The 15,668-nt window shown below is 44.8% G+C and carries 17 protein-coding genes and 2 pseudogenes; 8 read left to right on the top strand and 11 right to left on the bottom strand.

Translation table 11 applies throughout. The features are described from left to right. The 3 genes from HK413_RS01550 to HK413_RS01560 are packed head-to-tail and all read right to left on the bottom strand — an operon-like array spanning position 1 to position 2,081. A complete protein-coding gene (locus HK413_RS01550; RefSeq protein ID WP_175268892.1) occupies positions 1-798 on the bottom strand; it encodes a sensor histidine kinase in 798 nt (265 codons plus the stop codon). After that, on the bottom strand, positions 774-1,433 hold the full coding sequence (locus tag HK413_RS01555; protein WP_175268893.1) for a hypothetical protein: 660 nt from the start codon (positions 1,431-1,433) through the stop codon (positions 774-776). The genes HK413_RS01550 and HK413_RS01555 overlap by 25 nt, the downstream gene beginning before the upstream one ends. A 36-nt stretch (positions 1,434-1,469) precedes the next feature. Then, on the bottom strand, positions 1,470-2,081 hold the full coding sequence (locus HK413_RS01560) for a hypothetical protein (protein ID WP_175268894.1): 612 nt from the start codon (positions 2,079-2,081) through the stop codon (positions 1,470-1,472). 272 nt (positions 2,082-2,353) lie between these two features. On the opposite strand from HK413_RS01560, the gene HK413_RS01565 reads away from it, so the two are divergent. From HK413_RS01565 to HK413_RS18945, 4 genes are all read left to right on the top strand, one after another. Then, complete coding sequence (locus HK413_RS01565; protein ID WP_175268895.1) at positions 2,354-2,887, top strand: N-acetylmuramoyl-L-alanine amidase; 534 nt, start codon at positions 2,354-2,356, stop codon at positions 2,885-2,887. Positions 2,888-2,914: 27 nt separating this feature from the next. Next, a complete protein-coding gene (locus tag HK413_RS01570) occupies positions 2,915-3,364 on the top strand; it encodes a hypothetical protein (RefSeq protein ID WP_175268896.1) in 450 nt (149 codons plus the stop codon). A gap of 549 nt (positions 3,365-3,913) precedes the next feature. Then, a complete protein-coding gene (locus HK413_RS18940; RefSeq protein ID WP_217451930.1) occupies positions 3,914-5,191 on the top strand; it encodes a beta-L-arabinofuranosidase domain-containing protein in 1,278 nt (425 codons plus the stop codon). Next, positions 5,176-5,913 carry a beta-L-arabinofuranosidase domain-containing protein gene (locus tag HK413_RS18945; RefSeq protein ID WP_317169189.1) on the top strand — a complete coding sequence of 246 codons (738 nt, stop codon included), beginning with the start codon at positions 5,176-5,178 and terminating at the stop codon, positions 5,911-5,913. Before HK413_RS18940 ends, HK413_RS18945 begins: the two co-directional genes overlap by 16 nt. A 158-nt stretch (positions 5,914-6,071) precedes the next feature. Here the strand turns inward: HK413_RS18945 and HK413_RS01580 are convergent, their stop codons facing one another. Next, positions 6,072-6,653, bottom strand: coding sequence for a cupin domain-containing protein (locus HK413_RS01580; protein ID WP_246229505.1), 582 nt, complete (start codon positions 6,651-6,653; stop codon positions 6,072-6,074). Between HK413_RS01580 and HK413_RS01585 the strand changes: the two genes are divergently transcribed. The 3 genes and pseudogenes from HK413_RS01585 to HK413_RS01595 all read left to right on the top strand — a co-directional run bounded on the left by HK413_RS01585 (position 6,640) and on the right by HK413_RS01595 (position 10,301). After that, the gene (locus HK413_RS01585) at positions 6,640-6,921 is read left to right on the top strand and encodes a hypothetical protein (protein ID WP_175268898.1); all 282 of its coding nucleotides are present in this window, start codon (positions 6,640-6,642) and stop codon (positions 6,919-6,921) included. The two genes, HK413_RS01580 and HK413_RS01585, sit on opposite strands and share 14 nt — an antisense overlap. A gap of 216 nt (positions 6,922-7,137) precedes the next feature. Beyond that, the gene (locus tag HK413_RS01590; RefSeq protein ID WP_246229506.1) at positions 7,138-7,809 is read left to right on the top strand and encodes a phosphatase PAP2 family protein; all 672 of its coding nucleotides are present in this window, start codon (positions 7,138-7,140) and stop codon (positions 7,807-7,809) included. Between the two features lie 226 nt (positions 7,810-8,035). Beyond that, positions 8,036-10,301: pseudogene (locus tag HK413_RS01595) on the top strand (aconitate hydratase). 242 nt (positions 10,302-10,543) lie between these two features. Here the strand turns inward: HK413_RS01595 and HK413_RS01600 are convergent. The 7 genes and pseudogenes from HK413_RS01600 to HK413_RS01630 form a co-directional block, all read right to left on the bottom strand. Next, positions 10,544-10,870, bottom strand: a pseudogene (locus HK413_RS01600) (alpha-2-macroglobulin family protein); the annotation flags it as partial. Positions 10,871-10,881: 11 nt separating this feature from the next. After that, positions 10,882-11,433, bottom strand: a complete 552-nt coding sequence (locus HK413_RS01605) for a hypothetical protein (protein ID WP_175268899.1) — start codon at positions 11,431-11,433, stop codon at positions 10,882-10,884. Positions 11,434-11,474: 41 nt separating this feature from the next. Next, positions 11,475-11,672, bottom strand: coding sequence for a hypothetical protein (locus HK413_RS01610; protein ID WP_175268900.1), 198 nt, complete (start codon positions 11,670-11,672; stop codon positions 11,475-11,477). Positions 11,673-11,692: 20 nt separating this feature from the next. Further along, positions 11,693-12,190, bottom strand: a complete 498-nt coding sequence (locus HK413_RS01615) for a hypothetical protein (RefSeq protein WP_175268901.1) — start codon at positions 12,188-12,190, stop codon at positions 11,693-11,695. Then, complete coding sequence (locus HK413_RS01620; RefSeq protein WP_175268902.1) at positions 12,174-13,169, bottom strand: alpha-2-macroglobulin family protein; 996 nt, start codon at positions 13,167-13,169, stop codon at positions 12,174-12,176. Before HK413_RS01620 ends, HK413_RS01615 begins: the two co-directional genes overlap by 17 nt. Positions 13,170-13,370: 201 nt before the next feature. Next, positions 13,371-14,909, bottom strand: a complete 1,539-nt coding sequence (locus HK413_RS01625) for a hypothetical protein (protein WP_175268903.1) — start codon at positions 14,907-14,909, stop codon at positions 13,371-13,373. A gap of 131 nt (positions 14,910-15,040) precedes the next feature. Next, positions 15,041-15,322: a hypothetical protein gene (locus HK413_RS01630; protein ID WP_175268904.1), complete on the bottom strand. Its 282-nt coding sequence runs from the start codon at positions 15,320-15,322 to the stop codon at positions 15,041-15,043. 1 nt (position 15,323) lies between these two features. On the opposite strand from HK413_RS01630, the gene HK413_RS01635 reads away from it, so the two are divergent. Further along, the gene (locus HK413_RS01635; protein WP_175268905.1) at positions 15,324-15,536 is read left to right on the top strand and encodes a hypothetical protein; all 213 of its coding nucleotides are present in this window, start codon (positions 15,324-15,326) and stop codon (positions 15,534-15,536) included. Positions 15,537-15,668: the final 132 nt, after the last annotated feature.

The following is a 15,668-nucleotide window of genomic DNA, read 5'->3' on the forward strand; positions in this document are numbered from 1 at the left end:
TTAGGGATATGGGATAATTACAGTTGTACTGGTGCCTTTGCCTTCTTTAGCTTTAATGACTACCTCTCCCCCAACTATCCTTGCGCGTTTGTGCATGTTTTGTAATCCCATGCCTCCCCGATAGCCATCAGGGTGTCCATTTTGCAGGTTTTCCAAATTAAAACCGATACCATTATCTTCTATATGCAGCTGCATGTTACTGTTGATATATGATAATTTAATATTGATCTGGGTGGCAAACGAGTGTTTGATAATATTGTTTATTACCTCCTGCAATATACGAAAAATGATGAGGTCCTTATCCAGGTTATTATTGCCGGGCAGGTCGCCCTCGTTAACATAATTTACCCGGAACTTGCCGGATTTTTCGACCCAGTTTATCTCATGGCAAATAGCTTCTGACAGGCCAACGCCCAGTAGCTGGTCGCCCTGCAGGAGTTTGCCCAGCAGGCGCATTTCTTTTATAGACCGTCCGGTAAGATCAATAGCGGCGTCTATCTTCTGGCGGGCTTTCTCCAAATCGTCCAGTTGGATGGAGTTTAAGGTGAGCGAACTGAGGCTTAACAGTTGGCCGATATTGTCGTGCAGATCGGCACCAATGTTTTGCATGGTTTGCTCCTGAACCTCGAGCTGGGTTTTAATGATCTCGGCATCAAAGGTTTGCTTCATTTGCTCTTTTTCTTCGATGTGCCGGATCTTGCGCCTGTTATAAATCACCACGTATAATATGATAAACATGGGCGCCAATAAAAATATCAGCGTAGCTATTAAAATTAGTTCTTTGATGTTGTTTGCCATTTTCTGCAAATAAATGAATAGCTCCAGCAAGCGTATAAAAAGGCACTAAGCGCCGAAAAAATAAAGTAGGTGATATTATGACCTGCCACCCTTACATCTTGTAAAAAAGAAAAGAACAGGTTTACTGCCGTACTGCCAAAATAAAAAAACAATGACCCGGCTACCCACCAAAAGGCTGCCGATCGTTTCAGGTCGATATATTGCTCATCTTTTATTAAAAGGTAATAATAATAAAAGCTATAAATAACAAACACTACCGACATTACTGTAGCCGTAATATCGTTAAAAACAAAGAAACCATGGTTAATAACATCATAAGTGTACAGTGCCAGTAATAAGCCAAGGCCGCCAATAATTAGTGGCTTACTGTTGATGTATTTGCTTAGCAGGTTGTTAAACATAAAGCTGGTAAAACCAGCCTCAAACAGTAAGAACACATTATAAAGCCATTGATTGGAGTGGTGCCCGGTTCTTAACAATTTACCTATAATTTCGGTTAAATAAGTAATCAGCATATACAAAACCATGCTGCGCCATGCCCGGTTAGCATCTTTTATTAAACTAACAAGAGCGATGATAAAGCAAGCAGCCTCGATTAAAATAATTACAGACATACAGCAGTTTTTTAAATCCACCTCTCTAAAATTATCAGAGAGGTGGCAGGTGATATTTTATTGGCAATCAGGGTCAGTTGGGTCAGGGCATACTAATGTTGCGCCGTCGCAGTTATTAGGACACATTTCACCGCGGTTCTCGGGGTTTACCATTAACATAAACGTAGCCGTTTTATGATTTGGCGCGCCAAAGTAATCCAAATGCATGTTTACCGGGGTTTTACCGCCGCGCTGCAAAATAGCAGTGTCTTTGGTTGATACGATAATCAGCGTATTGCGATACGGGTGCTCATAAGGCTTACGGTCAAGCTGCATTTTAGGGTAACGGCCAAAATAAATGCGGATACCATCTGTCTTGCCATCTTTTGCCCGGGCCGCGTCAAGCGCTGCAACCAGGGCATCAAGTTTGGTTAACGGTATAAATATGCTGCGGGTTTTTAAACCTTTGCCGCCCGGTTTACCATTGGCATCATCTAATCCCTTTGTGCCAAAGGTATCCACCAGCATTTTGGCTTCGTCGTAACTAATACTGTTGTCCGAATGGAAATCGGTAAGGGCCATTTTGCTGGCGGCTGCCGGGCCTGTTGCAGTGGTTTTACTGTTTGCGTAAAAGTAGCCGGCAGCAAAACCTACTATTAAAATAATAAGAGGGAACACTAATTTTTTCATAACTGTGAAAGTTTAAATTTTGGGGGTTTGATTGGTAATTAATTACGCCGCTAAAATCAATATTAAACATCAGAATATCAAAGTAATTACGCCTTATTAAAAAGGGTAAAAACACCCTGTCAAAAAGGGTGTCTTTACTGTAAGCCGTTTCGCTCATCATCCGCACATTTGTATCGTTAGTTAATAGTTGGTTTTATACCGGGTCGGCGATCGGCAGCAGTTAGGGGCGCTGTCGAGAGCCTCCCCTGGTTAACAAAAAAACACAGGAAGCAATGAACATTATAAACAAACCCAGTCCGAATTTTTTGGCAGGCCGCCGGGGATACAAACCCCAGGCTATTATTATACATATAATGCAAGGCACCTTGTATGGTACAGATAGCTGGTTTCAGAGCTCGATATCAAAAACATCGGCACATTATGGCATCGGTAAAATGGGCCGGGTGCATCAATATGTAAACGAAAAGGATACTGCCTTACATGTTAACCGGGTTAACGCGCCTACCCGGGCCCTGATAAAAAGCTGGGATAACGGCCTGTACCTGAATCCTAATTATTATACCATCGGCATTGAACACGAGGGCGACTATAATAATGAATGGACAGACGAAATGTATGAAATAAGCGGTAAGCTGATAAGCGAAATATGCCTGCGCTGGAATATCCCTATCGATCGTAACCATATTATAGGCCACCACGAAATTTATTCGTTAAAAAAGTGCCTGGCTACGGCGGTTGATATTCATAAGTTAATTTCTATTGCTAATGATTATGCACTTTCTGTCAATCAGCGTATTGCCGTTTAATAAACAATCTAAAAAAACAATCACCCCATGATATCCATCCCCCAAAACCCATCCGCAATTAACTTTATAACCGGCCTTAATAACAGGATCAGGATTGCGGGTGGGGAGCTAATGGCAAAACTGGAATTTGTATTTCAAAATCAACGAAAGGACGACGCTGAAGACGATGTGCACGCTTTAAACGTGTTGGCAACTGCCGCCACCCAAACTAAACAGCAATTAAAACAGCTGATAGGCAATAACAATAATGAGAACGAAAAGCGGGAGCAATTTTTAAAAGAATATGTACACGGCCTTGAGGCAATGATGTTTATGACACACCATAAAGTGCGCCAGCCGGTAGCCAATATTTTAGGCATGGCTAATTTGATAGAGAAGCACGCCAATTCGCCGGATGAATTGAAAAAGATAGCCGACTATATGAAGCAATCGGCACATGACCGGATATGTTTACCCGCGAACTTACCAAGTTTGTAAGCGACCCGGAACAAAAAGGAAAAGACAACAGTAAGTAATAAGACTATTAGTCCCACCATAATACAACCCACCTTAACCTTTCCCATGCCAGTGCGCGCCCGATCCGCGGGGCGCACTGTGCGATAATTTTTAAGCTACCAGATCAATGGAAAAAGGCAATATTAAATAAATGCCATTTTATTGCGGCCGTTAAACCTTAATGTTAAACCGCAGTCCAACCGACACCCTGCATCTACCGTAAGCCGGCGAATTGTAGTAATGATACTACAACCTATACCTAATCACACGCAGTGCGTGCCCTTTCACTGGCACGCACTGTGCGGTGATTTTTTCATTAAAGATTAGTTATTGAAGATTAAAGCTTAGGCTTGTCGCTTTGTTAATAACCTTACCCAACCTAAAACGTATTACGTCAAACGTACAACGAACCGCCCCGTTGCTAATCCACCCCCAAACGCATATATTTACCTCACCAACCTAAGTGCATGTAATGCCTTTAATTTGATATTTATGAGGAAGAGTTTTTATGCCCTGGCCGTTTTAACTGCCATGGGTATCCAAGCCAATGCGCAAACCGCTACGGCAATTGCCAAAGCCAATATAACAGGCACCAACGTTAATTATGCCAGTAACAAGGCACCATTGTTGCCCCAACAGTTTATAAAATTGCCGGTTACGGCGTTTAAACCTGCAGGCTGGTTAAAAACGCAGTTGTTGCTGCAAAAGGATGGCCTGACGGGTAACCCGGGCGAGATCAGTATCTGGCTAAGTAAAACAGACAATGCCTGGCTAAACAAAAGCGGTAAGGGCAAATATGGCTGGGAAGAGTTGCCTTACTGGCTAAAGGGTTATGGCGATATTGCTTATATGCTGGGCGATGAGAAAATGATAGCCCATGCCAAATTCTGGATAAACGCGGTATTGGATAACCAGCGCCCTGATGGCGATATGGGCCCCATCATTACCAAACGTAACGGCAACCGCGACCTTTGGGCCAACATGCCTATGATATGGTGCCTGCGCAGTTATTACGAATATAGTAAGGACCCACGCGTTATACCCGCACTTACCAAATATTTTAAATGGCTGCAAAGCTACCCCGATAACCAGTTTTTAAAGGACTACTGGGAGAATAGCCGCGGCGGCGATTACCTGGTGAGTATATACTGGCTGTATAACCTTACCGGCGACAAATTTTTGCTGGATGTTGCCAGCAAGGTTGATAAAAATACTGCCAACTGGCGCCAGGCTACCAGGCTGCCCAACTGGCACAATGTTAACATTGCAGAGTGCTTTCGCGAGCCGGCTACTTATTATCTGCAAAGCCATAACGAGGCCGACCTTGCCGCTACTTACAATAATTTTAAGCTGATTCGCGATCTATATGGGCAGGTGCCGGGCGGGATGTTTGGTAGCGATGAGAACTCGCGCAAGGGTTATAATGACCCGCGCCAGGCGGTGGAGACGTGTGGTATGGTAGAGCAAATGACCAGCGACCAATACCTTTTACAATATACCGGCGACACCTTTTGGGCCGAGAACTGCGAGGATGTGGCTTTTAACACCTTCCCTGCCGCCTTTACCAGCGACTACCGTGCTTTGCGTTACCTTACCGCGCCAAACATGGTTTTGAACGATAGCAAGAACCACTCGCCGGGTATTGATAACAGCGGCCCGTTTTTAATGATGAACCCTTTTAGTAGCCGTTGCTGCCAGCATAACCACAGCGCAGGCTGGGTATATTATGCCGAAAACGCACGGATGGCCACGCCGGATAACGGCTGGCTGCACAACTTTACCAGACAGGTACCATTACCGCCAAAGTAGGTAATGGCCAGCAGGTTAAAGTTACCAGTGCTACCCAATATCCATTTAATGATGCAGTGGCGTTTACCATAGCTACCGCTAAGCCTGTTGGGTTCCCGGTTTATTTGCGGGTACCGGCCTGGTGCCGGGGAGCAAGTGTAACCGTTAATGGCAAGCGCATACCGGTGCAGGCTATAGCAGGTGGCTACATCAAACTAACCAACAAATGGAAGAACGGCGATAAGATCAACCTTAAACTGCCTATGCAGATAGCCGTGCGCCAATGGGCCAAAAATAAAAACAGCGTGAGCGTAAATTATGGTCCGCTTACTTATTCTTTAAAAATTGGCGAAGAGTACAAGAAAGGCAACAGCAAAACCACCGCCATGGGCGACTCGGGCTGGCAGGAAACCGCCGACCCGGAGAAATGGCCGTCGTTTGAAATTTACCCGGCTACCGCCACGAACTATGGCTTATTATTGGATGCCGAACATCCCGAAAAATCATTTACCGTAGTGAAAAAATCATGGCCCGCGGATGGCAACCCGTTCACCAATGCCAACGCGCCGATAGAATTGCATGCCACCGGCAAGCAAATTAACGACTGGACAATTGACAAATACGGCCTATGCGGCGTGCTGCCCCAAAGCCCGGTTAAAACCGAAACTGCTTCAACTAAATTAACGTTGGTACCAATGGGTGGGGCAAGGTTACGTATCTCTGCTTTCCCGGTGGTGGAATAGAGGTTATTAGTTTTGAGTAATGAGTTTTAAATAGGCTTGGCATTTGTGCCAGGCCTATTTTTATGAAGATGTAAAAACGCTGGCCCGTGCGATTCCCTCCCGAGGGAGGGTAGGGAGGGGTTTAATAAAGCGACTGGGTTGGCGTTATTTCGTCGGCGTTACTCACGACATAATCTTTCCAGCAAATCCTTATGTTGTGGCCATTGCGCAATCAACTTATCTTGCTTCGCCATTTCAAACTCGGCGAAATCAAAGCCGGGAGCTACCGCGCAGCTCACCAGTGCGAACCCGCTGCCCGATGGTATTTCAGATGCGAACCAGGTATTGGGCGGAATAACTGCTTGCAGCTGGCCGGTAGCGCTATCGCTCAGCTCAATAACACTATGTGCGCCATCATTATCAATAACATGGATATGCAGCGGCGCGCCTTTATGAAAATACCATAACTCGTCTGACGCCAGGCGGTGAAAGCCCGAAAAGTCTTTGCCCTCCAGTAAATAATAGATAGAAGTGCAGGCTTGCTTTTCAATTTGTTCGCCAACGCGGATAACGCCGTTTGTTGACCTGAAAACTTCTTTGTAATAACCGCCCTCGGGATGGGGTTGCAGGTATAAATGATCTATCCAGTATTGAGCGGTTAAGGGCATGGCGTGGTGATTTAAATTTGGCGTTAAGATAAAAAAATATGGTGAGTGTGGATAAGCGGTTATCCTAACCGGTTGATGGGTGTTAAAATGCATTTTCGTTCTTGTTAAAAATATTGATTTATATTTGGGGCATAAAACAACAATGATGTCGCCCAACTTACCTTCTTCAAACTTGCCGGTTAAAAAAAAGTGGCATAAACCCGATTTTGTTATTATCGATAGTAACCAACCGGCTGGCGGCGGCGTGAAAAGTACTTTCGTAGAGCGCTCCGGAGATGGTGTTGTATATCACATCCAAAGAAAGGGCCAACCGAGTACGGTATCTGTTGGAAAAGGAACTTTTGATCGCTACCATTCTTAAAGCGGCCTAAACAACGTTACTTTTCCTGCATCCTTGTGGCTGCTGGCCTGCGTTTTCGGGCAGGCCTTGCGCTTTGGATGACGGCTAGCCCTCCTGCAACCATATAAGCGGAAATCTGGGCCGCAGGCAACGCCATTATTATATTTATCGCTCATTAACCCAAATAGTTTTTATTAAAAACTTTAAAATATATATTGTTGTAATATTGTTATGAAAATGAGCAAGGGTACAAGGTTTATAGGTGCGTTATTTACACTGCAGCTGCTGGTTGCAGCGCCGCTGTCCGGCAATGTTTTTGGACAGGAAAAAACAGAAGAGCAACCCAAAACCCCTGAGCAAACAAAAACCGTAACGCAGGTAAAGGTGCAGGCAGCACAGGTAAATAATTTTGTACAACGATTTGACGATAAGTTTTTGATTAACCTGGCTTTAAAGCGAAACGATACGGAAACAAAGCAAATGTTGTTTCTATCCAACTCCTTAAATTATGTGGCATACGGTGCACCTGTCGCGTTATTGGTAGGCGGCGCTATACGACACGATAGCGAAATGCGCCAAAATGCCTTATATGTGGGCAGTAGCACCGCAATAACTTTAGGGTTTACATTGTTAATGAAAACTATATTTAAGCGCCGCCGCCCATTTGTGCAAAATTTAAAGATTGTGGCGGTTTATAATGCGGGCAGTACATCGTTTCCCTCGGGGCACACCTCAACAAGCTTTGCTGTAGCCACAGCACTGTCAAGGGCATATCCAAAATGGTATGTTATAGCTCCATCTTATCTATGGGCAGGTTCTGTAGGCTACTCGCGCATGTACCGGGTGTACATTACCCAAGCGATGTTTTTGGTGGCGCCTTATTGGGTACCACTTCGTCACTATTGTTAAGGCCGGCTTTTGAGTAATTTGAACGGCCTGCTGGCTATCCCGTGCTAGGCCAATCCAGCCACTAAACCCCTAATTTAGAACATATCCAAATAACAATGTGACAAACCAGCGCTTCTGATTAACTGTTATATTTTGTAAATTCGCCGCACTTGCCTATTTTATGAATTTTTAATACTTAATATAGGCGGGTACCAGTTTTTCTGCTTACCATTAAATACTACTCCAAATGGCTTTTGATTTAGATATGATCAAAAAGGTTTACGACCGTTACAGCACCCGCATTGCGGCTGCGCGTACCGCTACAGGTAAACCCCTAACATTAACCGAAAAAAAAATATTATACGCTCACTTAAGCGAAGGCGATGCCAAACAGGCATATGGCCGTGGGATTGATTACGTTGATTTTGCTCCCGACCGTGTGGCGATGCAGGATGCTACCGCGCAAATGGCGCTGTTGCAGTTTATGCAGGCAGGCCGTCCGCAGGTTGCTGTGCCATCAACCGTACATTGCGATCACCTGATCCAGGCCAAAGTTGGCGCTGTTGAGGATTTGCATACCGCTGTTGACGTAAACCGCGAGGTTTATGATTTCCTGGCATCGGTTAGTGATAAGTATGGTATTGGTTTCTGGAAAGCCGGAGCAGGTATTATTCACCAGGTGGTGTTAGAGAACTACGCTTTCCCGGGTGGTATGATGATAGGTACCGATAGCCACACGCCTAATGCAGGTGGTTTAGGTATGATTGCCATTGGTGTTGGCGGTGCCGATGCCTGCGACGTTATGGCCGGCCTGCCATGGGAGCTAAAATTCCCTAAGCTGATAGGTGTAAAGTTAACCGGTAAGCTTTCGGGCTGGACATCGGCTAAAGACGTTATTTTAAAAGTTGCCGGCATACTAACCGTTAAAGGTGGTACCGGTGCTATAGTTGAATATTTTGGCGAAGGCGCACGCTCACTTAGTGCCACAGGTAAAGGTACCATTTGTAATATGGGTGCCGAGATTGGGGCTACCACCTCTATCTTCGGGTATGATGAGAAACAAGCAGCTTACCTGCGTGGTACCAAGCGGGCCGAAATTGCCGACGCTGCCGACGCTGTTGCCGAACATTTAACCGGCGACCCTGAGGTTTACGCAAACCCTGAGCAATATTTTGACCGGGTGATAGAAATTAACCTGAGTGAACTTGAACCGCATATCAACGGTCCGTTTACGCCGGATTTGGCATGGCCGATATCTAAATTTGCCACTGCTGTTAAAGAGAACGGGTGGCCCGAAGTTTTAGAGGTTGGGTTGATAGGATCGTGTACCAACTCGTCATACGAAGATATTACCCGTTCGGCTTCTATAGCCAAACAGGCTATTGATAAAGGCTTGAAGGTTAAAGCCGAGTTTACTATTACCCCCGGATCTGAACTGGTACGTTACACCGTAGATCGCGACGGTTATTTAGATACTTTCGACAAAATGGGCGGCGTTGTATTAGCTAATGCCTGCGGTCCATGTATTGGCCAGTGGGCCCGTCATACTGACGATCCTACCCGCCGTAACTCCATCATCACATCGTTTAACCGTAACTTTGCTAAACGCCAGGACGGTAATCCAAATACACACGCTTTCGTGGCTTCGCCCGAGGTAGTAACCGCATTGGTTATAGCAGGCGATTTAACGTTTAACCCGTTAACCGATTACCTGACCAACGAAAAAGGCGAGCAGGTAAAACTGGACGAGCCGTTGGGTATTGAAATGCCGGTTAAAGGTTACGCCGTTGAAGATGCAGGTTACCAGGCCCCTGCCGAAGATGGCAGCCGGGTTGTAGTTAAGGTTGATCCTAACTCATCGCGCTTGCAATTGCTTGATCCGTTTAAACCGTGGGAAGGTACAGATATTACCGGTTTGAAATTGTTAATTAAAGCCAAAGGTAAATGTACTACCGACCATATATCAATGGCCGGCCCGTGGTTGAAGTTCCGTGGTCACCGGATAACATCAGCAACAACATGCTGATTGGTGCCATTAACTACTTTAACAACTGGCCGATACCGTTAAAAACGAATTAACCGGCGAGTACGGCCCGGTACCTGCCACCCAGCGCGATTACAAAGCGCATGGCATAGGAAGTATAGTTGTAGGTGACGAGAACTATGGTGAAGGTTCATCGCGTGAGCATGCGGCAATGGAGCCACGCCACTTAGGTGTACGTGCCATATTGGTGAAATCATTCGCCCGTATCCACGAAACCAACCTTAAAAAACAAGGTATGCTGGCCATCACCTTTGCCGATAGCAACGATTACGAAAAGATCCAGGAGGATGATAAGATCGATATCACCGGTTTAACCACCTTTGCCCCGGGCAAACAGTTAACGGTTGTATTGCATCACCATGATGGTACTACCGAGCAGTTCCGGGTTAACCACACTTACAACGCGCAGCAAATTGAGTGGTTTAAAGCAGGCGGTGCTTTAAATATCATCAGAAAGCAAATGGCATAATTGATTTCGGAAATCGGAAGTTCGATTTCGGATCTATAATATAAACGGCGACTTGAGGTTATCAGGTCGCCGTTTTTGTTTGGGCGTTGTCTGCGGCCCGGGTCATCCGCTCATACTGCGCAGGGCCTTAGGCTCGGGGCCGGTATCCGCTACTGCCCCTAACGCGGCATTCTGCACAGGAGACGCAATATATTGCGTCTCTACATTTATTAATGCAACAACTAATCTCTAACTCCCAACCACTAATCGCCAATAGCAAACATTTTCATCCCTTCCCTGCCATAAAACACCGGGAAGTACATCATTTCTGCCTTCGCCGGGTTTAGGTGGTAATTGCCGGTGTAGCGTGGCATTAGTTTAATAACATATTTGTAAGTACCCACGGTTAGCTTACGGCAAAATATGCTTACTTTATTTTTAAAGTATTCACGGTGTACCTCGCCGCCGTAATAGTAGGCCTGGTCTTTGCTCTCGTAACTACAGCCTGCGGGGATAGGTATCTCTATCATCACAAAATCGGCATCTGCTTTTACAATAACCTCGGCGGTTAGGGTAATGGCTTCGCCGCCTTTGGCTTTGGTTACCTGCGTTTGCCCTTGATTGAACCGGTGTTCACGGTGAAATCGCCGCTTACCTTTTTAGGGTCAGGGTTCCAGAATTTTTGATAGGCGGTAAGGTACACCGGCATGTCGCCTGTTTTGCTTACAGTTAATTTAGCCGCGCCATTTAAAGTTGTGGTGTAAGGAAACTGAGTTACCGTTTCATCCTTATCGCCGGATATTTTTAATACAGCGGGCTTCGGCTGTTGCCCACCAACCAGCATATCAGGCAAAATAGTCTCCAAGATCCCTGCCGACTCATACGTATTGCGCCAATGGCCGTCGCTGCGTTGCTCCATAAAGTAATTACGCAGTTTAGGCAGCAATGTGTTGTGATTGCCTTCGGCCTTTAAAATACGGTAGGCCAGCAAAGTTTGCTGTATTGCATTAGTAAACAAGTTATAGCTTTTTTGCCCCCAATACACATTGCCAAACATGGTGCGTTTCATGTTCTTCAGTAGGCTATCGGTCACTATAGGCAAACCAACAAGCTGGCGGGTGTAAATCAATTGGTATTTTTCTATATCGCTCATAAAATAATAATGCGGCCTGGCTTTGCTTTGTGGGCTTAGTTTTATCGAATCGGTAAATAAACTTTTTCATAAGCATATACAAAAGCTTGCAGGTCTGCTTTCGAGTTTAGGGTTTTTAGCAAAGCGATAACGGTCAGCTTATCAGCACTGCCATATTGATTGATGCGATAGATAAGATTATCAATAACCTGCTGCTTGTAAATCGTAATTTTAAAGCCAGCGCTTTCGGCTGCTAACATTGCCTCAAGTACGTGATTGGTTATCCAAAGCTCTTCAGGTGTATCTTTCCACCAGCCCCGGTACCGTCACCGTTACGGGTATCTGTCAGCTTTTTAATAATCTCATTAATATCCTTATCCCATTTAAACTGCTGACCCGTAGGTGCGGATCTTTTTTCGGTAAGCAATCCTTTTAATTTTGATGCCAGCTGTTCGTTACATAGGTATTCATAATCACGCAGATGCTCGGTTTCGTCAAGTAAAGCCGGTAGGGCTGATGATTCGGCGCGCAGGGTAGCTTGCTTTAAATTAGGGTTAAATTGCAGGTTGATGGTAGTGTCTTTTTCCATTACATCAAAGCTGCCTTTGGTTTCAAGGCTGCCTTGCTCAAACAGCGGGATGAGCCTTTTCTCGCCATCAAAATAACCGTTTGCACGCTTGATAGTATACTCAAAACTCAGGCTGTCCTTGCCATCAGCAACTAATTTGAAGGTATCAATATAGGCGTTTTGCAGGCTAATATTACCATCGGCAATCACTTTTTTTATTGTAGCTGAATTTTCGGTTAAGTACCAGTGTATCCGTAGTATAGTTTAATACTTTACCAAGCGGCGCAAAGCTATCGCCGCTAACCGCAAACAACGGCGCTACAAAATTAGCGCTTAACGGCTTAAAGGCTTTTACGGCATCCTCGGTGTATCCGGTTTGCCGTTTGTCAGTCATCCCGATAACAAAAGTGCGCCAGTTAGTAATATCATCCGGGTAGGTCACCTTAAACTTAACACGGCCGTTAGCATCGGTAGTCAGGCGTGGCTGCCAGTAAGCGTAGTCAGAAAAATTATGGCGCAAGCTTGAACCACCCCGGCTTGGCATGGCTTGTTTGGTAATTACCACGACAGCTCCGTTAGCTCCATCGGCGCCATATACAGCCATAGCAGCTTCGGCAGTTAATACATTCATGCTTACTATGTTTTCCCGGGGCGTGTTAAAATTCTGAACTTTTACACCATCAACTATATATAATACCGGCGTATTGCCCCCGCTGCCGGTAGTTGATATTGCAGATAACCCGCGAATATTAACCGTACCACGCATGCCCGGCGATCCGGTATTGTTCTGTATGTTTAAACCGGCTACTTTGCCTTGTAACATTTGCCCGGTGCTGCCTACCGGGTTATCCTGAACCTCTTTGCCGGTAACTATGTATGATGATCCTGTTGTTTCATCGCGATTGCGCCTAACATAGCCGCGGATAACAGTTTCATGCAATGCCTGTGCCGTTTGTTTTAAAAATACTGTTAGCGTACGTCCCGGCGCAATATTTATGGTTTTAGTTTCGTAGCCGATTGATGTAAATGCTAATTTTCCTTTTTTAGGCACCTTGATCTTGAAGAAGCCAAACTTGTCGGTTTGTACTTTTGTTTGCGTCCCCATAACAGAGATAGTAGTCCCCTCAATACTTAGCTTTTCACCTTCGTCAAATACCCTTCCTGTCATCTCATCAGGGGCGGCGGTCATATTGGTGTATTTCCCGTAAAAGGCGCTGTTAATATCTTCCTTTGTATCCTTATCAATATATGTGAGTGCGCGCGTTTATCAGCTCTGTTATACGCATGCTGATGCTATCAGCTTTTTGAGGATAAACGGTGCCGATGTTGTAAAAATTGATGCCCCCGGCTTTAACAACTATATTATCCCGCATAAAATACCGCCCGTCCATCAATAAATAATACAGGCGATAACTACCGGCCTCAAAATTACCCAGGTCTGTTTGGTAACCCGGAAATATGCGTATGATATCGGGCGCATCTTTTTGCTGATGATAATACTCCGGATGTGCGCATAATGGCCATCAGGCAGGCCTGCGTTTTTTATACTTAAACCATAACTGTTTTGGCTATAACGGTAATAGTTATAAGATAGCTGTTGTGCCTTTACGTCCTTAAATTTTTGCCAAAGCGTATCCACCTCTTTATGGGTTAGTACATACTGCGTGTAATCGCTATTACCGGGTAGCAATTTTAAGTTGGTTTTAAATGGGTATTTTGTTGGCAGCGATTTCTGCTTTAATAAGTCGGACTGGAACTCATAGCTATAACCAGGTTCTTTTAAAAACCGGCGTGTAAAGCTTTCTTTAACATCAAGGTCAACATTGTTACTATATAGCGGCCCTATTAATACCTGCGGGTTAGCGTTGTAATACCTATTGTAAGATCTATTCTCTTCGTTATTAATTAAAAATATATTATCGCCCTGGCTAAACGTTGCCATGTGGTTGCCAAACGTGGGCAGCACAGCTATCATGTAACTATTCATTTGCTCGGCCTCATGCGTTTGCAGCGTATCCGGCATTTTTTTGAATACAGCTTTTTTATTTATAAGTGTATCCGCATTTATAGACAGGATGAGTTTCTTCCGGCTTTCGGCAATAACGTTTTCCAACCAAATGGTCTGATCGGCGGTTCTGAACCGCAGGAAATGCGGCCCCGGTTTAACTTTAAAGCTATAGCGCTGTACACTTTGTGCCTGGCTAAAATAAAGCGGCACATCATCAATAAACAAAACATGCACCGGCACTATATCCCCATTTTTTACAATAAATGGTGCTATTTGCGTTACGCTGTCGGGTGTTGGCTCGGCAATTTGCCAGGTGTTTTCGGGGTGCGTAAACTGGTAATACGTAATGGTATCCAAGCCCATGCTTTGGCCCCAATGCTGCCAGTTTAACTTTAAGGCACCGGTAGTAGTTAACTCTTTATTAAATAGCCTGTTTAACTGGCGCGGCCGCTGTGGTATTTTACCTAAATAAGGTACAGCGGGCATAGTAAAGTATTCAAACTTTTTAGTTATGCCGTAGGCTGTTACATCTGCATTGGCTACAGGTTTGCCTTTGGTATCTTTAACCTCTACTTCAATTTCGGCTTGTTGCCCCGGAAAAACAGTTAGCGGTTGTTTAACCTCAATATTTAAGCGTTTATCTGCATATACTATATTTTGCGATGTGTACTGCGACCGGCCGGCCCATACGTAATTAACTATCAGCGTAAGCGTACCGGTATGTTTATAGGGCCTTGCATAATTAAGCTGTGTGGCAACGCCTTCGTCTATCACCTTTTTGCCTGCCAATACCGTATACCAAAACTTAACTTTATCGGGATTTTGAACGTTGATATACAAAGAATCCGCATCTAAAAAACCATTGGCCTGTAACCTGCCGTATGACAGCAGCCCGTTCGATTCAAGCTCACTACCCTCCACTTTAACCCTATACTTATATACTGCCGGATTGGTAGCAACATTGGCCGGCAGCTTCAGCGGTGTATTTGAAAGGGTATCGTTTTCGATGCTGATCTGGTAAAGCCGGGCGTTTGCCGCGATGCTTTTGCCGGCTACCGGTATTTAATTTTAAGCGTATCTCCCTCTATTTTGGTTGTTAATTTTTTGTCGTGATAATCCCAGCTTAAATATTCTGTAGCCCTACGGCTCTCGTTATTGCTGTTTAAAAAGTTTAATTCGGCAAAAAAACTGACTTTTGCTTTTGGGAAAACAGAATCGGGGATAATTAATTTGGTTTCGCCAACCGCGTCAAGTGTTATTTGATGTTTCCACAGCGTATCAGGCACAAATACGTAAGGAGCATTATAATCGCTGGCACGTAGTGTGCGCAGCATAATGTTTACCCGGCCATCGGGCGCGTTTTTTAAGTATAAAAAAGCAGGCCTGCCTGATGGCCATTATGCGCACATCCGGTATCATCAGCAAAAAGATGCGCCCGATATCATACGCATATTTCCGGGTTACCAAACAGACCTGGGTAATTTTGAGGCCGGTAGTTATCGCCTGTATTATTTATTGATGGACGGGCGGTATTTATATAGTTGTTAAAGCCGGGGGCATCAATTTTTACAACATCGGCACCGTTTATCCTCAAAAAGCTGATAGCATCAGCATGCGTATAACAGAGCTGATAAACGCGCACTCATATATTGATAAGGATACAAAGGAAGATATTAACAG

The sequence above is a fragment of the Mucilaginibacter humi genome (assembly GCF_013087555.1).